Consider the following 21,705-nt stretch of genomic DNA (forward strand, 5'->3'; position numbering starts at 1 on the left):
GATGAAAGCCCGCGTGCATGTGATGTTGAAGGATGGCGTGTTGGACCCACAGGGGGCCGCCGTGAAACACGCGCTGGGCGCTTTGGGCTTCGACGGGGTCGAGGGCGTGCGCCAGGGCAAGGTGATTGAGCTTGATCTGGCGGAGGGCGCCACCGAAGAGCAGGTGGGTGCCATGTGCGAAAAGCTGCTGGCGAACACGGTGATCGAAAGCTACCGGATCGAAATGCTATGAAGGCCGCCGTCGTCCAGTTTCCCGGGTCCAACTGTGACCGTGATATGGCCGTGGCGTTGGAAAAGTCCGGCGCGGATGTGAGCGTGGTCTGGCACAAGGATGCCAAGCTGCCTGAGGGCGTCGATCTGGTGGCGATCCCCGGCGGGTTTTCGTTCGGTGATTATCTGCGGTGCGGTGCCATTGCGGCGAATTCCCCGATTTGTCAGGCGGTTGTCGATCACGCGGTGCGCGGCGGCTATGTCTTGGGCGTTTGCAACGGTTTTCAGGTGCTGACCGAAACTGGCCTGCTGCCCGGCGCTTTGTTGCGCAATGCGGGTCTGAAATACATCTGCCGCACCGTCGGTCTGAAGGTTGAGACATCGAATTCCGCCTTTACCGAGGGCTACAACGCAGGCACCGAAATCGGCGTGCCGATTGCCCACCATGACGGCAATTACTTTGCCGATGATGAGGTGATTGCCCGTCTCAAAGGGGATGATCGCGTGGCGTTCAGCTACACCGACAATCCAAACGGCAGCCGCGCCGATATTGCGGGCATTCTGTCTGAAAACCGCCGTGTGCTGGGGATGATGCCCCACCCTGAACGCGCGTTTGAAGAGGCCCATGGCAACACCGACGGTCAGCGTCTTTTCGCCGGTTTGTTGGGACAATTGGCCTCTGCCTAAGGGCTCTGATGGACGGGGCAGGGCGCTCTGGTTAAGATCGCGCCATGTCTTGGGGGAAGTTATGAACACGCGCCGGATGTCTCCGGTTTGGTCGACGCGCTTGATCGTGTTGGCGCTGGTCATTGTGGCCTGCGGCGTTGTCGTCTTTTCCAACCGCCTGTTGACGGAACGGTTTACCGAACGCACACGCGGCGCGGCGGAGGTGCGGCTGGCGCTTTATTCGGCCAACCTTCTCAGTGAGTTACAGCGCAATTCCATCGTGCCGCAGCTGTTGGCCCGTGACCCTGCCCTGATCGGGGCGCTGAATTCGCAGGATTACACCCAATCCACAGCGCGCCTATTGTCTTTCGTGGATGAAATCGGGGCCGCGTCGCTGGTGCTGATGGACACCGAGGGCCGTATCGTGGCCGCCACCAATCGCGAACGGTTGGGTGAAAACCAGCGCAACCAACAGTCATTTGTGGATGCGCTGCGGTCCAATATCACCACCTTCACCGTCGATGAGAGGGCCGAGGGCGGTTATTCCTTTACCTATTCGCGCCGGGTTGAGGACAGCGGATTGACCATCGGTGTGGTTTCCGTGGGGGTTGATCTGGCCAAGCTGGAGCGGTCGTGGGCGGGGATTGCCGATGCGGTCATGGTCCTCGACAGCACGGGCACCGCGATCCTGTCGACCGAGCCGCGCTGGCGGGGCCGGATGGAGGAAGAGGCCGTCCAGTTGCAAGAGCCGCAGACCGCGATTGAACGCGCCTTGCGATCCACGCCCGACTGGATGGCGCTGCCGATTGATGCCTATCTGCGCGGTGACGGGGTCATGCGCCAAGAGGTCCGCGTCCCGTTTCAGGGCTGGCGCGTGGTCAGTTTCACGACCTTTCAGTCGGTCCGCGAACGGGTGAATGCCATTCTGGCGCTTGAGATCATGGGCTTTGCCATTTTGCTGGCGGGTCTTTTCTGGTCGCTGTCGCGCAGATCGAACTTGGCCGCGCGCATGTTTCAGCGTGAATCGGCAGAGCTTCGCCAGTTGAACGTCCGCCTCCAGCGGGAAATCGCCGAGCGTGAAAAGGTCGAAAAGGACCTTGAGGTGGCCGAACAGACCGTGGCCCAGACCTCAAAACTCGCCGCTTTGGGGGAGATGTCGGCGGCTGTCAGCCATGAGTTGAACCAACCGTTGGCGGCCATGAAAACCTACCTTGCGGGCGCGCGTCTTTTGATCAGCCGCGACAGGCCCGATGAAGCCGTCGTGGCCGTGCAACGGATCGATGGTTTGATCGAAAGGATGGGCGCGATCACCAAGCAGCTGAAATCCTACGCCCGAAAGGGCGGCGATGCCCTGCAACCCGTTGATGTTAAGGATGCCGTGCTGTCCGGCCTGTCCATGATGGAGCCGCAGTTGCGTCAGCGACAGGTGGCCATCAGCCGCGTTTTGCCCGACCATCCGGTGATGATTTACGCCGACCGGATGCGGCTGGAACAGGTGATCATCAACCTGCTGCGTAATGCGGTCGATGCCACCAAAACGACCTCTGATCCCGTGATCGAAATCTTGCTGGCGCAAGGCGATGTGGTGCGTCTGTCCGTCCGTGACAACGGCACGGGGATCGAAGACCTCGATGAATTGTTTGAACCTTTCTACACCACCAAACAGCCCGGCGACGGCACGGGGCTGGGGCTTGCCATCTCATCTGGCATCGTGTCCGACTTCGGCGGGCGCCTCACTGCGCGCAATGCGATCAAGGGTGGGGCTGTATTTGAGGTAGAACTGCCTATTTTAGGCACTGACATAGAAGCAGCGGAGTAATCCCCAATGGCACAAGCCATGAAAATCGCCATCGTCGACGACGAACAGGACATGCGTCAGTCGATCAGCCAGTGGTTGGCCTTGTCGGGCTATGACACGGAAACCTTCGCCAGTGCCGAAGATGCGTTGAAGGGCGTTGGGTCCGACTACCCCGGTATTGTGGTCAGCGACATCAAGATGCCGGGCATGGACGGGATGCAGTTTTTGAAAAAACTCAAAGGCGTCGATTCCTCCCTGCCGGTGATCATGATCACGGGGCATGGTGATGTGCCCATGGCGGTTGAGGCGATGCGGATCGGGGCGTTTGATTTCCTTGAAAAGCCGTTCAATCCCGACCGCATGACCGAACTGGCCAAAAAGGCCACGACGGCGCGGCGTCTCACCTTGGACAACCGTGAACTGCGGCGGGAACTGTCGGACGGCGGTGCCTTGATGAAAAAGCTGATCGGCGCGTCTCCGGTGATGGAACGGCTGAAGGAAGATATACTCGATCTGGGTCAGGCAGATGGCCATGTGTTGATTGAGGGGGAGACGGGGACAGGCAAAACGTTGGTCGCCCACGCCCTTCATGCGGTGGGGGCGCGGGCCAGCAAGAAGTTCGTCCTGATCTCGTGTGCGGCCTATGACGAAGACGCTTTGGTCAAACGGCTGTTCGGGCCTGCGGGCCAAGACGACCCGATCCCCGCGATGGAAGAAGCCCGCGGCGGCACCTTGGTGCTGGAGGATATCGAAGCGCTCAGCAGCACCACCCAGTCGCGTCTTTTGACGGCGATCAATGAGCAGGGCACCCCGGCGGAGACGCGGATCATCGCGATCTGTAACCTGCAGGACGAAGGCAAAACCTGTGAGAGTGAATTGCGATCAGACCTGTTTTACCGTCTGGCCGCCCTGCGCATCACCGTGCCACCCCTGCGGTCGCGGGGGGAGGATATTCTGACCCTGTTCTCCCGTCTGGGCGAACAATTTGCCGATGAATATGGCTGCGATGCCCCAGAGGTCAGCGCGCAGGAGGCCGCACAGCTGTTGCAGGCCCCGTGGCCCGGCAATGTACGTCAGCTGTATAACGTGGCCGAACGGGCCGTGCTGCAGAACCGGCGCGGGTCGGGGTCCATCGCGTCGCTGTTGATGACCGAAGAGGACGAGGCCCAGCCTGCCATGACGACCGAAGGCAAACCGTTGAAGGAATTTGTTGAGGCGTTCGAGAGGATGCTGATCGACAACACCATGCGCCGCCATAAGGGCAGCATTGTGAACGTGATGGAAGAACTCTGCCTGCCGCGCCGGACCCTGAACGAAAAGATGGCGAAATACGGCCTGCAGCGGTCCGACTACCTTGGCTGAGGATACTGCGCGCCCGTTTGAGGCGCTGCTCTTCGACATGGACGGGCTGCTGTTGGACACAGAGCGGCTGTTCATGGAGGCTTTGGTGACCGTGTCGCGCCCCTTCGGGATGGAACAGACCCGCGTTCGCGCGTTCTTTTTGACGCTGGTGGGCACATCCGTACAGAAGACCACGGAACGTCTGGCCGATTTTTTGCCCGATGGCGTGGATGTGGCCACGTTTGATCAGACATGGCGGGCCGCCAACGCGGCACAGCGGCAAGGCCCCGTGCCCTTGCGGCCCTATGTTGGTCACGTGATTCCTGCCCTTGCAGCGGCAGGCCAGCGCATGGCGGTCGTGACCTCGACCAAGCGCGCACCGGCGTTGGACCATCTGCGCAGCGCTGGGCTGTTGGATTATTTCGAAATCATCGTCGGTGGGGATGAGGTGCCGGCCAACAAACCCGATCCCGCGCCCTATCTGCAGGCGGCACGTACGTTGGGCGTTGATCCCACCCGGTGTGCGGCCTTTGAGGACAGTGATCTGGGCACGCAAGCGGCGGTCGCGGCGGGCTGTGTGACAACGCAGATCCCTGATCTGCGGCCCGATGTGCCGCTGCCGCGTCTTGGCCAACGGGTGGCACCCAACCTGGCTGACGCCGTGACGGCGCTGGGTTTCCAATTGAACGATCAGCCGGTCACGGTCTGATTGGGCGGCCTGCACGGGAATTCACTGATAATTCACGAATTCTTCCGAAGGTCGCCACCCAGGGCCACACTTTCACATTGTAATGCGCCCACATTGTCACCTATGTATAAAGGACGGCCCGTTGACGTAATGGAACGCCAAAGGGCCGGTGAGATTTTCTGAACGTGACAGGACGCGGCATTGTCCCAAATGTGCCGCCCCGCATTCAGACCGAAGAATGTGACCTACGTCCCAACAGGGCAGGTCAGATGAACAGCCCTTTGGGCGTGCGCTGAGACCTCACTGGGGTCTCGTCCATCCCCTCAGGGCCTTGAACGGGCGGCACCCATGGGTGACGTCGGAGAGCAAACGCGATGACGTGCGCGGCACAGATAACAAACAGCGTTTCGAACAGGAATGTTCGGGCTGACTGTGCTGCGGCCATCGCCAATTTTGGACATGATGCAGACCCGGCCGGGCCCCCAGGGGCGCGGATTTTTGCGTTGTGCGAACGGAACCAATGGCTAAGAAAATGCTTATCGATGCCACCCACGCGGAAGAAACCCGCGTCGTGGTGGTTGACGGAAACAAGGTCGAGGAATTCGACTTTGAAACCCAATCCCGCCGGCAGCTTGCTGGCAACATCTATCTTGCAAAAGTAACACGGGTCGAACCGTCGCTTCAGGCGGCGTTTGTGGACTATGGCGGCAACCGTCATGGTTTTCTCGCCTTCAACGAAATCCACCCCGATTACTACCAGATCCCGGTCGCGGACCGTGAGGCGCTGATCGCCGAAGAAAAAGCCTACGCCGAGGCCATGCGCGCCGAAGCCGAGGCCGAGGCCGAAAAGCCCAAACGCTCCCGACGCCGCCGCAAGCCCAAAGCGGCTGAGGTTGAGGCGCAGGATGCTGTCACCACGGCTGACCCTGTTGAGACGTCTGAGGACGTAACTTCCGGCGATGTCGCAGGCATGGAAACCATCGACCTCGATGGTGCAGACACACCGGTCGAGGAGGGGTCGTCCCCCATGGAGACCGTGGCCGAAACGCCCGTCGACACCCCCGAGGCCGATAGCGACGACAGCGATGATGATGAGGGCGAGGCCGAAGGCGGCGATGCCTCCGACAAGGACGATAGCATCGAATCCGTCGCAGATGAGGACGAAACCGAAGACGTGCGCCCCGTGCGCAAACCGCGTCCCAAACGCTACAAAATCCAAGAGGTCATCAAGGTTCGCCAGATCCTGCTGATCCAGGTCGTCAAAGAAGAACGCGGCAACAAGGGTGCTGCGCTAACGACCTATCTGTCGCTGGCCGGTCGCTATTGCGTGCTGATGCCCAACACCGCGCGTGGTGGTGGCATTTCGCGTAAAATTACCAACGCTGCCGACCGCAAAAAGCTCAAGGCAATTGCGGGGGAGATGGATGTGCCCGAAGGCGCAGGCCTGATTATCCGCACCGCAGGCAGCCAACGCACCAAGACCGAAATCAAACGCGATTACGAATATCTGCAACGTCTGTGGGAACAAATCCGCGAACTGACGCTGAAATCCATCGCGCCTGCCCAAATCTACGAAGAGGGCAACCTGATCAAACGGTCGATCCGCGATCTTTATTCCAAAGAGATCGACGAGGTCATCGTTGAGGGCGAAACCGGCTACCGGACCGCCAAGGACTTCATGAAGATGATCATGCCGTCCCACGCCAAGAACGTGAAACACTACACCGACCCCATGCCGCTTTATGCGCGCCATCAGGTCGAAAGCTATCTGTCGGGCATGTTCAATCCGACGGTGCAGTTGCCCTCTGGCGGCTACATCGTGATCGGCGTGACCGAGGCGCTGGTGGCCATCGACGTGAACTCCGGCCGGGCCACGAAAGAAGGCTCAATCGAACAGACAGCGACCAAGACCAACCTTGAGGCCGCCGATGAGGTGGCCCGTCAGCTCCGCCTGCGCGATCTGGCCGGTCTGATCGTCATCGACTTCATCGATATGGATGAACGTCGCAACAATGCCGCCGTTGAAAAGCGGATGAAAGAAAAGCTCAAGACTGACCGCGCGCGCATTCAAGTCGGCCGGATTTCCGGCTTTGGCCTGATGGAAATGTCGCGTCAGCGTCTGCGTCCGGGCATGTTGGAATCCACGACCCAGATGTGTTCGCATTGTCATGGCACCGGCCTGTTGCGGTCTGACGACATGTGGCGCTGGGCATCCTGCGTCAGCTCGAAGAAGAGGGCGTGCGGGGCCGATCCAAAGAGGTTCTCGTCAAAGCGCCGATTGCGATTTCAAACTTCCTGATGAATCAGAAACGCGAACATGTGGCCCAGATTGAGGCCCGGTATGGCCTGTCCGTGTGCGTCGAAGGGGACCCGCACATGGTGTCGCCGGACTTCGCGTTGGAAAAGTTCAAGACCGCCAGCCGCGTTGTGGCTGAGGTTGAGACGGCTGTCATTTCGTCCGACACAGCCGTCATGGCTGAGGTGGATGACGCCCCCATCGAAGAGGTCGAGGCCGCCGAGGCCCAGACATCCGATGCGCCCGCATCTGAACAGCAAGACGGCGATGCGCCCACCAAAAAGCGTCGGCGTCGTCGGCGGCGGCGGCGCGGTGGTGGTGGCGGCGAAAACGCTGACGCCCCAGGCGAAGCCGTGTCCAATGTGGACGCGGACAGCGATCCCGAACAGGCGACTGCGCCTGAGGGCGAGGCGTCAGACGAGGCACCCAAGCGCAAACGCACCCGCAGTCGCCGCAAAAAAGCGGATGAGGGGGCCGTAGAGGCACCGTCCGAAGAGGCTGCACCGACTCAGGCCGCCCCTGAGGGCGAGGCGTCTGAAGAGGCACCCAAGCCCAAGCGGACCCGCAGCCGTCGCAAAAAGGCGGATGACGCCCCAGCTGAGGAGGCTTCGACAGAGGCACCCGCAGAGGCCGCGGCGGAGCCACCCGCCGAAAAGCCCAAGCGCACGCGGTCCCGCAAAAAGCCCGCAGCCGAGGCCGCAATGGCAGAGGCTGAGGCCCCAGCCCCCGTTGAAGCTGCCACGGAAGACAAGCCCGAGCCTGAAAAGGCGGAAAAGCCCAAGCGCCGTCGCAAGACGACATCGGCCCCCAAAACGGCCGCAGCTGAGGCCCCCGCGGCTGAGGCCGCGCCCGCACCTACGGCTGAGCCTGAGGCAACATCCGAAGACACCCCGTCCGAGGATAAGCCAAAGCGCCGCGGTTGGTGGTCCTTAGGCCGCTAACCCCCGGCGCAGCACAGCAAAATCAGACCCGCCTGGCACCGCCTGGCGGGTCTTTTTCATTCCGCATCCCTTTGGTCAGGCGCGATCCGCACCCCGTTTGATGGTGTAGGTCTGGTGATCGCCTGCATCGCTTTGCGCCAACAATTCGTGGCCTGCTTCGCGACAGAAGTTTGGAATATCGATCACGGCAATGGGATCGTCCGCCCAGATCTGAACGACGGTCCCTTCGGCCAAACCACGCAGGGCCTTGCCCAGCCGCAGCACGGGCAGGGGGCACATCAGGCCACGGGCATCAATCACATCTTCCATAGCCCAGCCGATGCCAGCCTTGGGCGCATTTGTCCACCACCCGTGGCTGAAACACGCACCAACGCGGATGTGACCAAAGGCCCCGTGACGCGGCCCCGCACCCCCGCAAGATGGGACGTATGTTTGAAACCGAAACCTTCCTCGCAGCCTCGCTGCTGCCCGCGCTGCTGATCGCCTTTTCGGCGGGCATCCTGTCGTTTCTAAGCCCCTGCGTGCTGCCCAGTGTGCCGCCCTATCTAGCCTATATGGGCGGGGTCAGTGTCAGCGATATGGAAGACGACAAAGGCGCGCGGGGCCGTGCGGTTGTGGCGGCCTTGTTCTTCATGTTGGGCCTCTGTCCACGGCGTTCTTGATCCTCGGCGCCGGTGCATCGCCCTTGGGGCGGACGTTGCTGGGCGATCAAAGCTATCTGCAAATCGGGGCGGGTGTGGTGGTCATCATCTTTGGCCTACATTTCCTCGGCGTTTTCCGCCTGCGTTTCCTAGATCAGGAAATGCGCGTGGATGCGGGGGATCAGGGCGGGTCAGCCTTTGGGACATACTTCCTTTGCCTTGCCTTTGCCTTTGGCTGGACGCCGTGCCTTGGCCCGATCCTGTCCGCGATCCTAAGCCTTGCGACCGGCGCGGGCGATGTGGGCAAGGGCGCGTTGATGTTAGTCGTCTATGCCTTTGACCTTGGCGTGCCGTTCTTATTGGTGGCCGCATTTTTCCCGCAGCTCAAAGGGCCGATGGCATGGATGAAACGCAATCTGGACGTCATCGAAAAAATTTCCGGCGTGCTGTTGATCACAGTGGGTCTGGCCATGGCCACCGGATTTCTGACGGTCTTTGCCTATTGGATGCTTGAAGCCTTCCCCGTCTTGATGATTTTCGGCTAAGCGATCCTTATTTTTGCCGAAAAGCCCTGTTAGGGTATCCCAAAGCCAATGAGCAGCGGGCGCAGATGGATCAGGCAGACCAGACAACGGTGAGACGCAGACGGGTGTTCTACATCCCCGGCTACGATCCCATTCACCCGCGCCGTTACCGTGAATTGTACCGCACCGAAAGCACCGCACAGGCGGGGATTTCGGGGTATGAGGTCAAACTCGCCCCCAAAAGCGGTCAGCACTACGGCTGGCGCGTGTTGGGGCAAATGGACGGCCAATCTACCAGCGCCGAGGTGGACGTGCTCGTCTGGTCCGACATCGTGCGCGGGTCCATGGCGTCGTCCATCCCCGCGACCTACCTGCAACTGGTCCGCACCGCATGGACCTATATCGCCAGCGGCGCGCTGCGCCGCCTGATGTGGCTGCGCAAGGGGCCCGTGATTGCGGCGCTCTATCCTGTGGGCATGTTGATCCTGCAGCTGTTGGTTGCGGTCTTGCTGGCCACACTGGCGGCCAAGGGTCTGGGCTGGATCATGACCACGGGTGCGCGGGGCGTCATTTCCCTTGTCGGTCGGGGGGAGGGCACGCCCTTTGATTATTCCGCCCTGATCTTCGCGCGGACGGTTTTGATGTGGGCGTTTGGTGCGTGGGTTGGTTGGTCCGTTCTGCGGTGGTTCAAACGCAAAGACGGCAAGTTTTTCGCCTATTACCTGATGCACGACTACGCCTATTCCGCCCATTGGAACGGCGCCAACCCGCCCGAGCTTGAGGCGCGAATGACCGAGTTCAAAGACACGATTACCGCCGCCTTGCGCGATGACGTGGATGAGGTTCTGGTCGTCGGCCATTCCTCAGGCGCGCATCTGGCGGTGTCGGTGCTGGCCGATCTGATCCGCGAGGGCGGGGTGACCGCAGAGGGGCCTGCGTTGGGGTTCCTCAGCCTTGGCCAAGTGGTCCCGATGGTCAGCTTTCTGCCCAAAGCGCACCGGTTGCGGGCCGATCTGCAATACCTCAGCAAGCGGGACGAATTGGCTTGGGTCGATGTGACCGCACCGGGAGATGGCTGTGCCTTTGCGCTGTGTGATCCGGTGGCCGTGTCGGGCGTGGCGACGGACGATCAGAAATGGCCGCTTGTGATCTCTGCGGCCTTTACCCAGACCTTGTCGCCCGAGACGTGGAAAAAGCTGCGATGGCGGTTTTTCCGTCTGCATTTCCAATACCTCTGCGCCTTCGACCGTGTGGGGGATTACGACTATTTCCGCATCACCGCAGGGCCTTTGACCTTGGCGCAGCGCTTTGCCGGGCGCAGACCGTCGCAATCGCGGATCGACATTGCCGCCTCGAAATACACCTCTGTGTCCGATGACGGCTGATCTGCCGCCCAAACCCCCGTCGCGGCCCGAAAAGGTGTCGCTCTGGCGGTATCTGCGGCTGTTCCGGCAGGACATTCTATCGGCCCAACCGGCCAAGCTTTACCGCGCGTGGATGGCCGAATTCCGTACGCCGTTTTTCCGCAGCTATCTGGCCAATGATCCTGATCTGGTGAAACGGGTCCTGAAAGACCGGCCCGATGATTTCCCCAAATCCGATCGCATCGGTGCGGGCCTTCGGCCGCTGCTGGGCAATTCGGTGTTTTTGACCAACGGTGAGGTCTGGAAACGGCAACGGCGCATCATTGATCCCGCTTTTGAAGGGGGGCGCCTGCGCGATACCTACGGGGCGATGTATGCGGCGGGGGAGGCGGCGGTGGCACGTCTGGCCCAGCGGCAAGGCACCCTCGATATCGAACCCGAGACGTCCCATGTGGCCGCTGATGTGATTTTTCGCACGCTCTTTTCGATCCCCATTGAGGATGAGACGGCCACGCAGGTGTTCGAGAAATTCCGCGATCACCAACGCACACAGCCGATCCTGAACTTGGCGGCCTTCATTCCCGGCCCCCGCTGGATGCCGCGGTTTTTCAGGAAGGCGACCACGGACACCGCAGCGGATATCCGGCGGCTGATCACGGACCTGACCGAACGGCGGATGTTTGAAATCGACGGCGGCACAGCCCCTGATGATCTGGCCACCAAGATCATGACCACCAAAGACCCCGAAACAGGCCGTGCGTTTTCCACCGAAGAAATGGTCGATCAAGTCGCGATCTTCTTTCTGGCGGGGCATGAAACCAGCGCGAGTGCGCTGGCGTGGTCGCTGTATCTGGTGGCGCGTTATCCGGAATGGCAGGACAGATTGGCCGAAGAGGCGGCGGGTTTGAGCGCGGATTTCTCATCGGTGTCGGTGCTCAAACTCAGCCGTGATGTGTTCCGCGAGGCGCTGCGTCTGTACCCGCCGGTGCCCATGATGGTGCGCGAAACCACCTGCCCAGAAACGATGCGCGGCAGGCGCGCGCCCAAAGGCAGCCAGATTGTGCTGAGCCCGTGGCACCTGCATCGTCACACGCGGCTGTGGGACAATCCCGACGGGTTCGACCCGACCCGCTGGGGCACCGAGAACGGCAAGACCTGCCAGCGCGACGCCTATATCCCGTTCTCCGCAGGATCGCGGGTGTGTACGGGGGCCGGGTTCGCCATGGTCGAAGGGCCTGTGTTGCTGTCGATGTTGCTGCGCCGCTTCCGGTTTGATGTGACCGAAGATGTCCCCGTGCCGGTCGCGCATTTGACCGTGCGGGCCAAGGATGGCATCCGACTCACCGTGTCTGAAAGATGATCCAAGCGACCGACGGACGACATACCCGCACCGCGATTGTATTGCGTTGTGGATCAATCCCGCGCCTGAACTGGGACTGTCGCCAAGGATAACGGATCGATGTCGATGCTTCTTGTCAGAATTGGGGCAGTTGCGAGAAGATATTATTTTATTAATTCAGGTGTTTAGGTGTGGTTTCTCCGCGCCCTGATGCACAATGTGGCACATTCGCCCTATTTCATAGGCCATCAATTTACCCTACATCGACCTGTGTGGGGGCGTTGAGAAAGGTCATTCAAATGACATTCGCAGTGCCAAAGATTTTTGCATCCGTCCGGCCAGCTGACTTGGCTGAAGCGGTGAGCGGATTGTTCGGCCGTAAACATGCGGAGCTCGAACAGCTTGTGCCGATGCGTCGCCCATATTCCGAAACCGAACCGGATGTGTCCAAACGGGTCGATCAGATCCGCTATGAGCAGATGTTAGAACGTGAGGTCGACCGCCAGCTGATGTCCGAAGTGGAACGCGAAGACCGAAAGACTTTGGACCGTGTGCGCCAAGCGCTTTACGCTGATTGATCCTTAAGGGTGTTCAGAACGAACACACGGATCGCAGAGGCAAGGCCCACGTCGCCGCGGGCCTCGTCTATTTCAATGGCCAAACCATTGAGGGTCTGATCGCGCGCTTTTGCGATCCGTCGAAATTCGTCCCAAAATTCAGGCTCGAGCGAGACCGACGTGCGGTGTCCGCGCAAGGTCAGCGAATGTTTGACAGGGCGGGCGGATCCCACCACGGTCACTCATCCTCAAATTTCAGTTGATCCAACTGCTGCTTTGCCCGTGCGTCCCGCGCCGCCTCGGCCAGCCGCTCGGCCTTGGTGCGGCCGAACTTGGCAGCGTTCTGGTCGGCCTCGGCTTTCTTGGCGGTCCTGTCGCGGTCCTTGCGGACACGGTTGAGGTTCACAATTTCGGTCACTGGATCGCCCCGAACCGGATTTGCCACGAAATGCCAAAGCGGTCCTGTACCCAGACGAACCGTTGGGCAAATTCATAGCTGTCGGCTGGCATCAGGATGGACCCGCCGTCGCCCAATTTGGCCGCCGCGTTGTCCACAGCCTCAGCCGTGTCCACATCCACCATCATCGACCATGACGGGGTTGGCCCGAATTTGTGAATGGGCGGGCTGTCAAACAACGTGAAGGTCAGATCGCCCAGCATGAGCGTGCGCAGGCCCATCCCATCGGTGTCCGATGCGGTCAGGTCGGGAAAGGCGGTCTGCCAAAGGGTCACCGCATCACCGGTGACCCCGCCTTGCAACATGATATGGGGGCGCGCTTTGATCATTTTGGTCCGATCATGTCTTCGGGGCGGACTACGCGGTCGAAGGTGTCTTCGTCCACAAAGCCAAGGGCCACGGCCTCTTCCCGCAGAGTGGTGCCGTTTTTGTGGGCGGACTTGGCGACTTTGGTGGCGTTGTCATAGCCGATTTCAGGGGCCAATGCGGTGACCAGCATCAGGCTTTCTTTCATCAGCTTTTCAATGCGGTCTTCGTTGGCGCGGGTTCCGGCCAACATCCGCTTGGTGAAACTGTCGGCGGCATCGCCCAAAAGCTGCATGGACTGCAGCAGGTTATAGGCCATCATCGGGTTGTAGACGTTGAGTTCGAAATGACCCTGCGATCCGGCAAAGCCAATCGCTGCGTCATTGCCAAGGATATGGGCGCAGACCTGCGTCATGGCTTCGGCCTGTGTCGGGTTCACCTTACCGGGCATGATCGACGATCCGGGCTCGTTCTCAGGCAGGATCAATTCGCCAAGACCGGACCGGGGGCCGGAGCCAAGGAACCGCATGTCATTGGCGATTTTATAGGCGGCCATGGCGGTGGTCTTGATCGCACCGGACATGAACACCATGGCGTCATGGGCGGCCAGTGCCTCGAACTTGTTGGGGGCGGTCACAAATGGCAGGCCGGTAATGTCGGCCATGTGCGCGGCCACCGTGGTGTCCCAACCGGGCGACGTGTTCAGGCCGGTGCCCACGGCGGTGCCGCCTTGGGCCAGTTCATAGATGCCGGGCAGGGCCAGTTTGATCCGTTCGATCCCGCCCCGGATTTGTTTGGCATAGCCGGAAAATTCCTGACCCAGCGTCAGCGGTGTTGCGTCTTGGGTGTGGGTGCGGCCGATCTTGATGATGTCTTTGAATTCTTCTGCCTTGGCCTCAAGTTCTGCGGCGAACGTCTCCAACCCTGGCAGCAGCACGTCGCGCGCGGTCATGGCGGCGGCGATGTGCATGGCGGTGGGGAAGGTGTCGTTGGACGACTGGCCCATATTGCAGTGGTCATTGGGGTGTACCGGGTCTTTGGACCCGACTTCGCCGCCCAAAATCTCAATCGCGCGGTTTGAGATCACTTCGTTGGCGTTCATGTTGGATTGCGTGCCGGACCCTGTCTGCCACACGACCAGCGGGAAATGATCGTCCAGCTTGCCGTCGATAACTTCGCCCGCCGCCTCAATCATGGCATCGGCCAGTTTGCCGTCCAGTTTGCCACTGTCGCGGTTGGCCATGGCGCAGGCCTTTTTGATCACACCCAGCGCGCGCACGATGGCCACGGGCTGTTTTTCCCAGCCGATGGGGAAGTTCATCAATGACCGTTGGGTCTGTGCGCCCCAGTAGCGATCGGTGGGGACCTCCAAGGGGCCAAAGCTGTCGGTTTCTGTGCGGGTGTTGGTCATGGGGGTCTCACGAATTGGCGGTATACGGTTGCATGCCGTCTAACGGGGCCGCTGCGCAAGGGCAAGCGCCCGGTGGCGGGGGATTACTTGCGGAACTTATCTAAGGAAACGACTTCGGCCTCTTTGGGGGCGGTGTCCTCAAGCTCGGCCATCTCAGCCATGGGGGCCTCTCGCACGGGGCCGGGTTCGGCATCCGGTGCAGGCACAGGGCTGATGCGGTCTTCGTCATCGTCTTGGGTTTCAAACCGCAGGCCAAATTCAACCGACGGGTCCACGAAAGTCTTGATCGCGTCGTAGGGGATGTATAGCGGCTCAGGGCTGTCCCCAAAGCTGAGAGTGATGGCAAAGCCCTGTTCGGTGACCATCAGGCTTTCGTATTGGTGTTGAATGACGATGGTCATTTCACCGGGATAGCGGTCCGACAGCCAGTCTGCGATTTCGACGTCGGGGTGCATCGTGTCAAAGGTGATAAAGAAGTGGTGATTGCCTGGCAGGCCCTTGGCCGAGATGTCGGTCAGGACCTCAAAGATCAGCCCCCGCATCGCTTTGTGCATCAGATTGCCGTAGTCGATGGTTTGGTTGGTGATGGTCACGGGCAGCCCCCCAGTTCAGACCCTTACAGCATACGAGATTCGGGGCCGGATGAAAGGGGGCCTTGGCCCCCGTGTTACGTGCCAGCGCCCATGACCGCACTTAAGGCAAGACCGGCGAGCGCCATCAGACCCAGCGTGGGCAACAGGGGCACCTTGCGCACAAGCAGCAGATAGCCCGCCAGGGCGGTCAGGACCGCGGCGGCGGCGTTAAACGTGGACCAGTCAGGGATCAGCATCGCAAAGGGGGCGGGGGCCGGCGTCAGGGTGTCAAAAAGAACATGCAGCGCGAACCACACAGACAGGTTCGCAATCACCCCCACGACCGCGGCCGTGATCGCAGCCAGTGCCGCCCGCAGGCGCGGGGCCGTGTCCAGCCACGCCATCAAGGGCGCACCGGCAAAGATCCAGATAAAGCAGGGCACGAACGTCACCCAAAGCGTCATCAGACCAGCCAGCGCGGCCATCCCCCAGCCGCCTTGCCCATGGCCCGCCAAGGTGCCCACAAACTGCGTCACAAGGATCAGTGGCCCCGGCGTGGTTTCCGCCAGCCCCAAGGCATCAATCATCTGGGTCGTGTCGATCCAGCCGAAATCAGTGACCACCGCTTGCGTCATATAGGCCAGCACCGCGTAGGCGCCCCCGAAGGTCACCACCGCGAGGGTTGAGAAAAACAACCCCACCGCCAGCAAAAACGCAGCCCCCGTGGCCCATGCGACCACCAGTGGTGCGGCCCAAAGAACGGCCCCGATCCCGACGGGCGCAAGGCTTCTCCGCCATGGGAGGGCCACACGCCCCGGTGAGGGGTCCGCACAGCTGAGGTAGCCGTAAAGACCAGCGGCAAAGATCACCAAAGGAAAGGGTAGGGCAAAGGCAAAAAGCGCAAGAAACGCGACCGCCGCGACAATCCGGTGGTCCATGCGCGCAAGCGCCTTTCCCAGCAGACGCAAAATGGCCTGCACCACGATAATGATGACCGTGGCCTTGATCCCCAAGAACGCCGCCTGAACCAGCGGCACATCCCCGAATTGCACATACAGCCCCGCCAGCAGCGCAATCACCACCGCACCGGGCAGCACGAACAGCAGCCCCGCGATCAATCCCCCGCGCACACCGCGCAGGGTCCAGCCTGCATAGGTAGCCAGTTGCATGGCCTCTGGTCCGGGCAAGAGCATACAGAACGACAACGCCTTGAGGAAGTCGGATTGGGTCATGACGGGCCGGTCGTCGACCAGTTCATTTTGCATCAGCGCGATCTGGGCAGCGGGTCCCCCAAAGGACAAACAGCCGATCCGGCCAAACAGGCGCACCATGTCTGGGTAGGTCATGGGGCATCCCCGAAGCTGGCATGGGTTTCTGCCTGCGCATCCCGCGCCCACCGGTAGAGGGCCTCATAGACTGGCATCGCCGCATCCAGTTGGCTGTGATCGTCTTTGTGCATCCGCGATAGGCCCAATGACACCGCCAAAAGCCCTGCGGCCTGTGGACTGTCCCCAGCCCGCCCCGTATCCGCTGCGCGCACGATATGTGACAGGCGGTCGAGCGGCGCGGCGCGCAGGTCAAAGTGATCCAGCAAGGCACCAAAGGTGCAAAGGTCACCGCGATGACCAAAGGGCGCATCGGCACTGTCAAAGGCCGTCGCACCATATTTTTCAGCCAGGCCAGCCACCGCATCGGGGGCCACGAACAGGAATTCGGCTTCGGGGTTAATGAACCTGCGGATGAACCACGGGCAGGCAATCCGGTTGATCTTGGGCCTGTGGCGCGTCACCCACAGGGAGGAGGCGGCCAAGGTGTCAATCGCCACCCGTGGGGCATCGGCCATCGCGCACCAGCCGTAATTGCCCCCTTCAAGGACCTGTGCTGCGATCCCGTGGCCGCGCAGACGCGACGCGAACCCTTGGCTGAGCTTCAGGCCTTTTTGACAGACGATCACACACTCCGTCCCCCTCAGCCGGTCCGCAATGGATGCGATGTCTGTGTGCGGGTGCCGCTGTGCTGTAGGGATCAAGAACGGGTCCTGCGCCACATCGGCGTCAATGGACACGTCGATGATGACCGGACAGGTGGGGGTGCCAATAAGGCGGGACAGGTTTTTGGGGGATATTTCGTAAGGTGCAGCCATGCGCATGTCTCCAATGGACGAAGGACATGCGAACGTCTGGTCGAAACCTCACGGGGTGTTCGCAAAGACCCCATGAACAAAGTGTGCCGTGCGCTGGGCCGAGGGTCAAGCCCGCACAGGCAGCGCCTCCAACCCGTGAAAGTGGAACACATTGGCATAGCGCGCCGGGGCCGTCAGGCGCAGATCAGGGCAGCGTTCAAACAAGACCTGCAAGGCCACGCGCAATTCCAGCCGCGCCAGCGGTGCGCCCACGCAGAAATGAATGCCGCCGCCAAAGGCCACATTCACGGGGCCTTTGCGGGTGGGGTCAAAGTGGTGCGGGTCAGGGTAGGCCGCCGGATCACGGTTTGCCGCCCCCAGCAGGCAGTTGATCTTCTCACCGCGTTTGAAGGCATGGCCGAAGACCTCACAGTCTTCGGTCACCCAACGCTCGAACAGATGCAGCGGCGGATCAAACCGCAGGGCTTCTTCGACGGTTCGGTCATCGATTGTGCGGATGTCACGTTCCAACAGGGTTTTGACTGCATTGCCAAGGGTGTGGACCGTGGCCTCATGCCCTGCGTTGAGCAGCAGGATACAGGTGGTGATCATCTCATCCGTGGTCAGTTTCGCGCCGTCTTCTTCGGCGGCAATCAGTTCTGAGATCAGGTCATCGGCAGGGGTGCTGCGTTTGGCGTCGATATGGGCGCGCATGAAGGCCACGAAGTCTTCGGTCGCCTGAACGGCACGGTCCTCAATCGCGCGGGTGCGGTTGGTCACATACATCGCCACCATGGCATTGGACCACGCCAGCAGATCATCGGCGCGGTCTTCGGGTACACCCAGCAGCCGCGCGATGATGATGACGGGCACGGTGCGGGCGTAGGCCTCAAGCAGATCGAAGTCACCGGATGGGAACTGGTCGATCAACTGATGGCACAGTGCTGCGATCTCAGGCTGCAACGCGGCGATGCGGCGCGAAGTGAAGGCGCGCAGGACCAGCCCGCGCAAACGGGTGTGGCGCGGCGGGTTGAGTTCCAGCATCGAATGGGCCTCAACCGCATAAAACGGCGCAAGGTGGTCGGGGACGGGGGCGCGGAATTCCTCCGGCACCTCACGGCCCATGCGCTTGTCCTTTAGGCAGGCCGCAACAGCCGCGTGGGACACGGCACAGATGGCGCCGTAGTCTTCCCAATAAAACAAATCGCCCGTGGCCCGTGCACGGTCATAGAACGGGTAGGGGTCTTGGACGAATGCGGGGTCTGTGGGGGATTGGGTCAGGCGTTGCATGGGCCATGTCTGCCCATGCCCTCTGGCCTTTGCAAGTGCAGCTTTCTAAGCTGAGACCATGTTGAACGCACTTCAAACTCGGATTCTTGCGGTCGTGGCCTTTCTGGTCGCGGTGGCTGCCTTGTCGTCAGGGGTCTGGTGGTTCGGGTATCAATCGGCGCTGGATCAGTTGGAACAACGGGGCCGGTCCGATCTGGCACTGGCGTCCGACCGCCTAACGGGGGAGCTGTCGCGCTATCGTGAACTGGCGGTTCTGATGGCCGATCATCCGGTCGTGGCCGCCGCCGTGGACGGGCGCGGGGCGGGGGCTGCGGATTTGTTGCGCGAGACTGCGGACAAGACCGGATCGCTGGATATTCTGGTGGTGTCACGCAACGGGGCTGAAGTGGCCTCTGCCTCAGGCACGGGGGATGAGGCGCACGGCACCACCCCCTATTTCGCCCGCGCCATGGACGGCGCGCTGGGCATCTACCATCTGGTTCATGACCGTTACGGTCAGCGCACGTTCCTGTTTGCGGCCCCTGTCTTTTCGGCAGAGGGGCCGGTGGCGGGGGCGGTGATTGTGGTCGTGAATGTCGATGCGGTTGAAGCCGTCTGGCGCGGGGCGCGACCCACGGTGTTCTTTACCGATGATCTGGGTGTCACGTTTATCTCAAACCGGTCCGAACTGGTCTTTATGGCCCGCGATCCGCGTGCGGCGCTGCGGGGTGATACGGCGGAATATGCGCAGGGCGTGCTGCGCCCCTTCATTACCTACGAAGCGCGGGATCAGCGCGGCCACAGCGTCTGGTCCGTGCAAGGCCAACGCTATGTGCCCCAGCGCGCGCTGCATCTGTCACTGCCCTTGCCGGTGATCCAGATGACGGGTGAGGCATTGTTGGACGTGGCACCTGCGCGTCTTTTGGCGCGGTTGCAGGCCGGTGTGGCCGCCGCAATCTGTCTGGCCTTTGGGGCGATGTTGTTTCTGGCCACCGAACGCCGCCGCACACTGGCCGAGGCCAACGCCCGGCTTGAAACCGCCGTCGAGGTCCGCACCGCTGAGCTGTCGCGCACCAACGCCGATCTGCGCCATGAGGTCAGCGAACGCATCGCCACCGAGGCCCAGTTGAAAAAGGCTCAGGCCGATCTGGTGCAGGCCGGCAAGTTGAGCGCGCTTGGCCAGATGTCGGCGGGGATCAGCCATGAACTCAACCAGCCGCTCATGGCCATTCGCAGCTACGCCGAAAACGCTGAGGCGTTTTTGGAAAGGGGGAAGGCAGATGTGGCGGGGCAAAACCTTGGCCGGATTGCCGATCTGGCGCGACGGATGGGGCGCATCATCCGCAACCTGCGCGCCTTTGCCAAACAAGAAAGCGAAGGCATGACCGATGTAGATTTGTCGGGGGTGATCACCGCCGTCCTCGAAATTACGCAAACCCGCGCCAAGACAAGCGGTGTCGATATCCTCTGGACGCCGCCCGCCACCCCGCTGATCGTGCGCGGCGGTGAGGTCCGGTTGCAGCAGGTGGTGCTGAACCTTGTAAGCAACGCGATGGACGCGATGGAGGGGCAGGACGGGCCCCAACGGATTGAACTGGAAGCTGCGATGGTCGACGGGCGGGTTGAGTTGTACGTGCGCGATACAGGGCCGGGCCTTGATGAACCCGACCGCATTTTTGATCCGTTTTATTCCACCAAACAGGTGTCACAGGATGGCATGGGGCTGGGGCTGTCGATCTCATACGGGTTGGTGCAAAGCTTTGGCGGTATGATCCGTGGCCGCAACGACCCCGCAGGCGGTGCGGTCTTTACCGTGACACTGGACGCCGCAGACCGGGCAGAGGCCGCCGCATGACCAAACGTGTGATGATCGTAGACGATGAAAAAGACGTCCGTGAGGCGCTGGGCCAGACGGTCGAACTGGCTGATCTGGACCCGCTGCGCGCGGGGTCCTTTATTGAGGCCAAGGATCATATCGACCCCACATTCGACGGCGTGATCGTGACCGACATTCGCATGCCCGGACGGGACGGGTTTCACCTGTTGGATCATGTGCGCAAGGTGGATACCGATCTGCCGGTGATCTTGCTCACTGGGGAGGGTGACATCCCCATGGCCGTCAAAGCCATGTCCGAAGGGGCCTATGGGTTTTTGGAAAAACCCTGTGGCGCTAAGGAGTTGCTGGCCGTTGTTGAAAAGGCGCTGAAGGCACGTGCGCTGGTTATGGAAAACCGGCGGTTGAAACAGGAGTTGGACCGGGGCGATGCGGCGGCACGGATGTTGGTGGGGATTTCTGCGGCCTCCGACGCGCTGCGCGCCCGCGTACGCGCCGTGGCCCGCGCCAGCGCCGAAGTGCTGATCACCGGAGAGCCCGGCACAGGCACCCCCAAAATTGCCGAGATCATTCACCTGCTGTCGGGTGCTGCAAGCCGCCCCTTCATCAAACGCCCCGCCGCACAATTGACCGCCGACGATCTGTTGGCGGCCTTTGCGGAGGCCGACGGCGGCACGCTCTATCTCGATGAGGTCACGGCGCTGGCGCCGGCTGTCCAATTCGCCCTGCTTGAGGCGCTCGAGGACGGGTCCACCGTGCGGGTTTTGTCGGGCACGTCGACGGATGTGGACGCCGCGGTCAAGGACGGCAGTTTCAGCACCGATCTGTTCTACCGCCTTGATCTGATGCGCATCCATGTACCCGCCCTGCGCGACCGGCCCGAAGACATTCCAGTGCTGTTTCGCCATTACGTGGCGCAGGCCTGTGAACAGGCCAACCTGTCCGAGCCGCCCATTTCCCCCGATCTGATCGCAGGCCTGATGGCGCAAGACTGGCCGGGCAATGCCCGTGGGTTGATGAATTCCGCTATGCGCTTTGCCATGGGCATGGGGGATGAAGCCGTGGGGGCCAAGGCAGGGGAGGGCTTGGGCCTGTCCGAGCAGCTGGCGCAGGTAGAACGGTCCTTGTTGATCGACGCCTTGCAGCGCGCTGGCGGACGGTCGGGGCAGGCGGCACAGGCGCTGAAACTGCCGCGCAAGACGTTCTACGACAAGCTGACACGCTACGGGCTAAAGCCCGATGACTACCGCCAATAGCACTGTGTGGATTTCCGCACAGTTGGCGGTAACACCCGTGTGATAACCCGCGCGGCCTGTGGCAGAACAACCCCGCCTGTCCCGAAAAATTAATGATTTTCAGCGGCTTGGCG

19 protein-coding genes and 2 pseudogenes are annotated in these 21,705 nt (G+C 61.3%); 12 read left to right on the top strand and 9 right to left on the bottom strand.

Going from position 1 to position 21,705, the window contains the following annotated elements; genetic code table 11:
* The first annotated feature begins 1 nt into the window (after window position 1).
* The 6 genes and pseudogenes from purS (at window position 2) to ACTG36_RS13405 (ending at window position 7,940) form a co-directional block, all read left to right on the top strand.
* Complete coding sequence (purS, locus tag ACTG36_RS13380) at window positions 2-232, top strand: phosphoribosylformylglycinamidine synthase subunit PurS (RefSeq protein ID WP_375281786.1); 231 nt, start codon at window positions 2-4, stop codon at window positions 230-232.
* Complete coding sequence (gene purQ, locus ACTG36_RS13385) at window positions 229-897, top strand: phosphoribosylformylglycinamidine synthase subunit PurQ (protein WP_375281785.1); 669 nt, start codon at window positions 229-231, stop codon at window positions 895-897. Before purS ends, purQ begins: the two co-directional genes overlap by 4 nt.
* A 61-nt stretch (window positions 898-958) precedes the next feature.
* On the top strand, window positions 959-2,695 hold the full coding sequence (locus tag ACTG36_RS13390) for an ATP-binding protein (protein ID WP_375281784.1): 1,737 nt from the start codon (window positions 959-961) through the stop codon (window positions 2,693-2,695).
* Window positions 2,696-2,701: 6 nt separating this feature from the next.
* The gene (locus ACTG36_RS13395) at window positions 2,702-4,036 is read left to right on the top strand and encodes a sigma-54-dependent transcriptional regulator (protein ID WP_439142604.1); all 1,335 of its coding nucleotides are present in this window, start codon (window positions 2,702-2,704) and stop codon (window positions 4,034-4,036) included.
* Window positions 4,029-4,724 (top strand): HAD family hydrolase, encoded by a 696-nt coding sequence (locus ACTG36_RS13400; protein ID WP_375281782.1) that lies wholly within the window; start codon window positions 4,029-4,031, stop codon window positions 4,722-4,724. Before ACTG36_RS13395 ends, ACTG36_RS13400 begins: the two co-directional genes overlap by 8 nt.
* Before the next feature lie 499 nt (window positions 4,725-5,223).
* Window positions 5,224-7,940: pseudogene (locus ACTG36_RS13405) on the top strand (Rne/Rng family ribonuclease).
* Between the two features lie 75 nt (window positions 7,941-8,015).
* On the opposite strand, the gene ACTG36_RS13410 reads toward ACTG36_RS13405, so the two are convergent.
* On the bottom strand, window positions 8,016-8,249 hold the full coding sequence (locus ACTG36_RS13410; RefSeq protein WP_375281780.1) for a sulfurtransferase TusA family protein: 234 nt from the start codon (window positions 8,247-8,249) through the stop codon (window positions 8,016-8,018).
* A 119-nt stretch (window positions 8,250-8,368) separates the two neighbouring features.
* Between ACTG36_RS13410 and ACTG36_RS13415 the strand changes: the two are divergent.
* From ACTG36_RS13415 to ACTG36_RS13430, 4 genes and pseudogenes are all read left to right on the top strand, one after another.
* A pseudogene (locus ACTG36_RS13415) lies at window positions 8,369-9,126 on the top strand (cytochrome c biogenesis CcdA family protein).
* A 65-nt stretch (window positions 9,127-9,191) separates the two neighbouring features.
* Window positions 9,192-10,490 (top strand): hypothetical protein, encoded by a 1,299-nt coding sequence (locus ACTG36_RS13420; protein ID WP_375281779.1) that lies wholly within the window; start codon window positions 9,192-9,194, stop codon window positions 10,488-10,490.
* Complete coding sequence (locus ACTG36_RS13425) at window positions 10,480-11,829, top strand: cytochrome P450 (protein ID WP_375281778.1); 1,350 nt, start codon at window positions 10,480-10,482, stop codon at window positions 11,827-11,829. Before ACTG36_RS13420 ends, ACTG36_RS13425 begins: the two co-directional genes overlap by 11 nt.
* 278 nt (window positions 11,830-12,107) lie before the next feature.
* Entirely contained in the window at window positions 12,108-12,386 is a 279-nt protein-coding gene (locus ACTG36_RS13430) for a hypothetical protein (protein ID WP_375281777.1), read from the top strand.
* Here ACTG36_RS13430 and ACTG36_RS13435 read toward each other — a convergent pair.
* From ACTG36_RS13435 to ACTG36_RS13470, 8 genes are all read right to left on the bottom strand, one after another.
* Window positions 12,374-12,601, bottom strand: coding sequence for a ribbon-helix-helix domain-containing protein (locus ACTG36_RS13435; RefSeq protein WP_375281799.1), 228 nt, complete (start codon window positions 12,599-12,601; stop codon window positions 12,374-12,376). The two genes, ACTG36_RS13430 and ACTG36_RS13435, sit on opposite strands and share 13 nt — an antisense overlap.
* A gap of 2 nt (window positions 12,602-12,603) precedes the next feature.
* Entirely contained in the window at window positions 12,604-12,783 is a 180-nt protein-coding gene (locus ACTG36_RS13440) for a DUF4169 family protein (protein ID WP_375281776.1), read from the bottom strand.
* A complete protein-coding gene (locus ACTG36_RS13445; protein ID WP_375281775.1) occupies window positions 12,780-13,151 on the bottom strand; it encodes a VOC family protein in 372 nt (123 codons plus the stop codon). Before ACTG36_RS13445 ends, ACTG36_RS13440 begins: the two co-directional genes overlap by 4 nt.
* Complete coding sequence (gene fumC / locus ACTG36_RS13450) at window positions 13,148-14,539, bottom strand: class II fumarate hydratase (RefSeq protein WP_375281774.1); 1,392 nt, start codon at window positions 14,537-14,539, stop codon at window positions 13,148-13,150. Before fumC ends, ACTG36_RS13445 begins: the two co-directional genes overlap by 4 nt.
* Before the next feature lie 83 nt (window positions 14,540-14,622).
* Window positions 14,623-15,093 carry an SspB family protein gene (locus ACTG36_RS13455; RefSeq protein WP_375281798.1) on the bottom strand — a complete coding sequence of 157 codons (471 nt, stop codon included), beginning with the start codon at window positions 15,091-15,093 and terminating at the stop codon, window positions 14,623-14,625.
* A gap of 113 nt (window positions 15,094-15,206) precedes the next feature.
* Window positions 15,207-16,457: a chromate efflux transporter gene (gene chrA / locus ACTG36_RS13460; RefSeq protein WP_439142609.1), complete on the bottom strand. Its 1,251-nt coding sequence runs from the start codon at window positions 16,455-16,457 to the stop codon at window positions 15,207-15,209.
* Window positions 16,454-17,254, bottom strand: coding sequence for a chromate resistance protein ChrB domain-containing protein (locus tag ACTG36_RS13465; protein WP_439142611.1), 801 nt, complete (start codon window positions 17,252-17,254; stop codon window positions 16,454-16,456). The genes chrA and ACTG36_RS13465 overlap by 4 nt, the downstream gene beginning before the upstream one ends.
* Before the next feature lie 105 nt (window positions 17,255-17,359).
* On the bottom strand, window positions 17,360-18,523 hold the full coding sequence (locus tag ACTG36_RS13470; RefSeq protein WP_375281771.1) for a cytochrome P450: 1,164 nt from the start codon (window positions 18,521-18,523) through the stop codon (window positions 17,360-17,362).
* A gap of 58 nt (window positions 18,524-18,581) precedes the next feature.
* Between ACTG36_RS13470 and ACTG36_RS13475 the strand changes: the two genes are divergently transcribed.
* Window positions 18,582-20,357, top strand: a complete 1,776-nt coding sequence (locus tag ACTG36_RS13475; protein ID WP_439142613.1) for a sensor histidine kinase — start codon at window positions 18,582-18,584, stop codon at window positions 20,355-20,357.
* Window positions 20,354-21,592, top strand: a complete 1,239-nt coding sequence (locus tag ACTG36_RS13480) for a sigma-54-dependent transcriptional regulator (protein ID WP_375282218.1) — start codon at window positions 20,354-20,356, stop codon at window positions 21,590-21,592. Before ACTG36_RS13475 ends, ACTG36_RS13480 begins: the two co-directional genes overlap by 4 nt.
* The last annotated feature ends 113 nt before the right edge of the window (window positions 21,593-21,705 follow it).

Source organism: Pseudooctadecabacter sp. (assembly GCF_965657175.1).
GTDB lineage: Bacteria > Pseudomonadota > Alphaproteobacteria > Rhodobacterales > Rhodobacteraceae > Octadecabacter.

Coding starts and splice junctions, on each gene's coding strand:
- purS (WP_375281786.1), top strand. CDS start 2: ATGAAAGCCCGCGTGCATGTGATGTTGAAGGATGGCGTGTTGGACCCA.
- purQ (WP_375281785.1), top strand. CDS start 229: ATGAAGGCCGCCGTCGTCCAGTTTCCCGGGTCCAACTGTGACCGTGAT.
- ACTG36_RS13390 (WP_375281784.1), top strand. CDS start 959: ATGAACACGCGCCGGATGTCTCCGGTTTGGTCGACGCGCTTGATCGTG.
- ACTG36_RS13395 (WP_439142604.1), top strand. CDS start 2,702: ATGGCACAAGCCATGAAAATCGCCATCGTCGACGACGAACAGGACATG.
- ACTG36_RS13410 (WP_375281780.1), bottom strand. CDS start 8,249: ATGGAAGATGTGATTGATGCCCGTGGCCTGATGTGCCCCCTGCCCGTG.
- ACTG36_RS13420 (WP_375281779.1), top strand. CDS start 9,192: ATGGATCAGGCAGACCAGACAACGGTGAGACGCAGACGGGTGTTCTAC.
- ACTG36_RS13425 (WP_375281778.1), top strand. CDS start 10,480: ATGACGGCTGATCTGCCGCCCAAACCCCCGTCGCGGCCCGAAAAGGTG.
- ACTG36_RS13430 (WP_375281777.1), top strand. CDS start 12,108: ATGACATTCGCAGTGCCAAAGATTTTTGCATCCGTCCGGCCAGCTGAC.
- ACTG36_RS13445 (WP_375281775.1), bottom strand. CDS start 13,151: ATGATCAAAGCGCGCCCCCATATCATGTTGCAAGGCGGGGTCACCGGT.
- fumC (WP_375281774.1), bottom strand. CDS start 14,539: ATGACCAACACCCGCACAGAAACCGACAGCTTTGGCCCCTTGGAGGTC.
- ACTG36_RS13455 (WP_375281798.1), bottom strand. CDS start 15,093: ATGCACAAAGCGATGCGGGGGCTGATCTTTGAGGTCCTGACCGACATC.
- chrA (WP_439142609.1), bottom strand. CDS start 16,457: ATGACCTACCCAGACATGGTGCGCCTGTTTGGCCGGATCGGCTGTTTG.
- ACTG36_RS13465 (WP_439142611.1), bottom strand. CDS start 17,254: ATGGCTGCACCTTACGAAATATCCCCCAAAAACCTGTCCCGCCTTATT.
- ACTG36_RS13470 (WP_375281771.1), bottom strand. CDS start 18,523: ATGCAACGCCTGACCCAATCCCCCACAGACCCCGCATTCGTCCAAGAC.
- ACTG36_RS13475 (WP_439142613.1), top strand. CDS start 18,582: ATGTTGAACGCACTTCAAACTCGGATTCTTGCGGTCGTGGCCTTTCTG.
- ACTG36_RS13480 (WP_375282218.1), top strand. CDS start 20,354: ATGACCAAACGTGTGATGATCGTAGACGATGAAAAAGACGTCCGTGAG.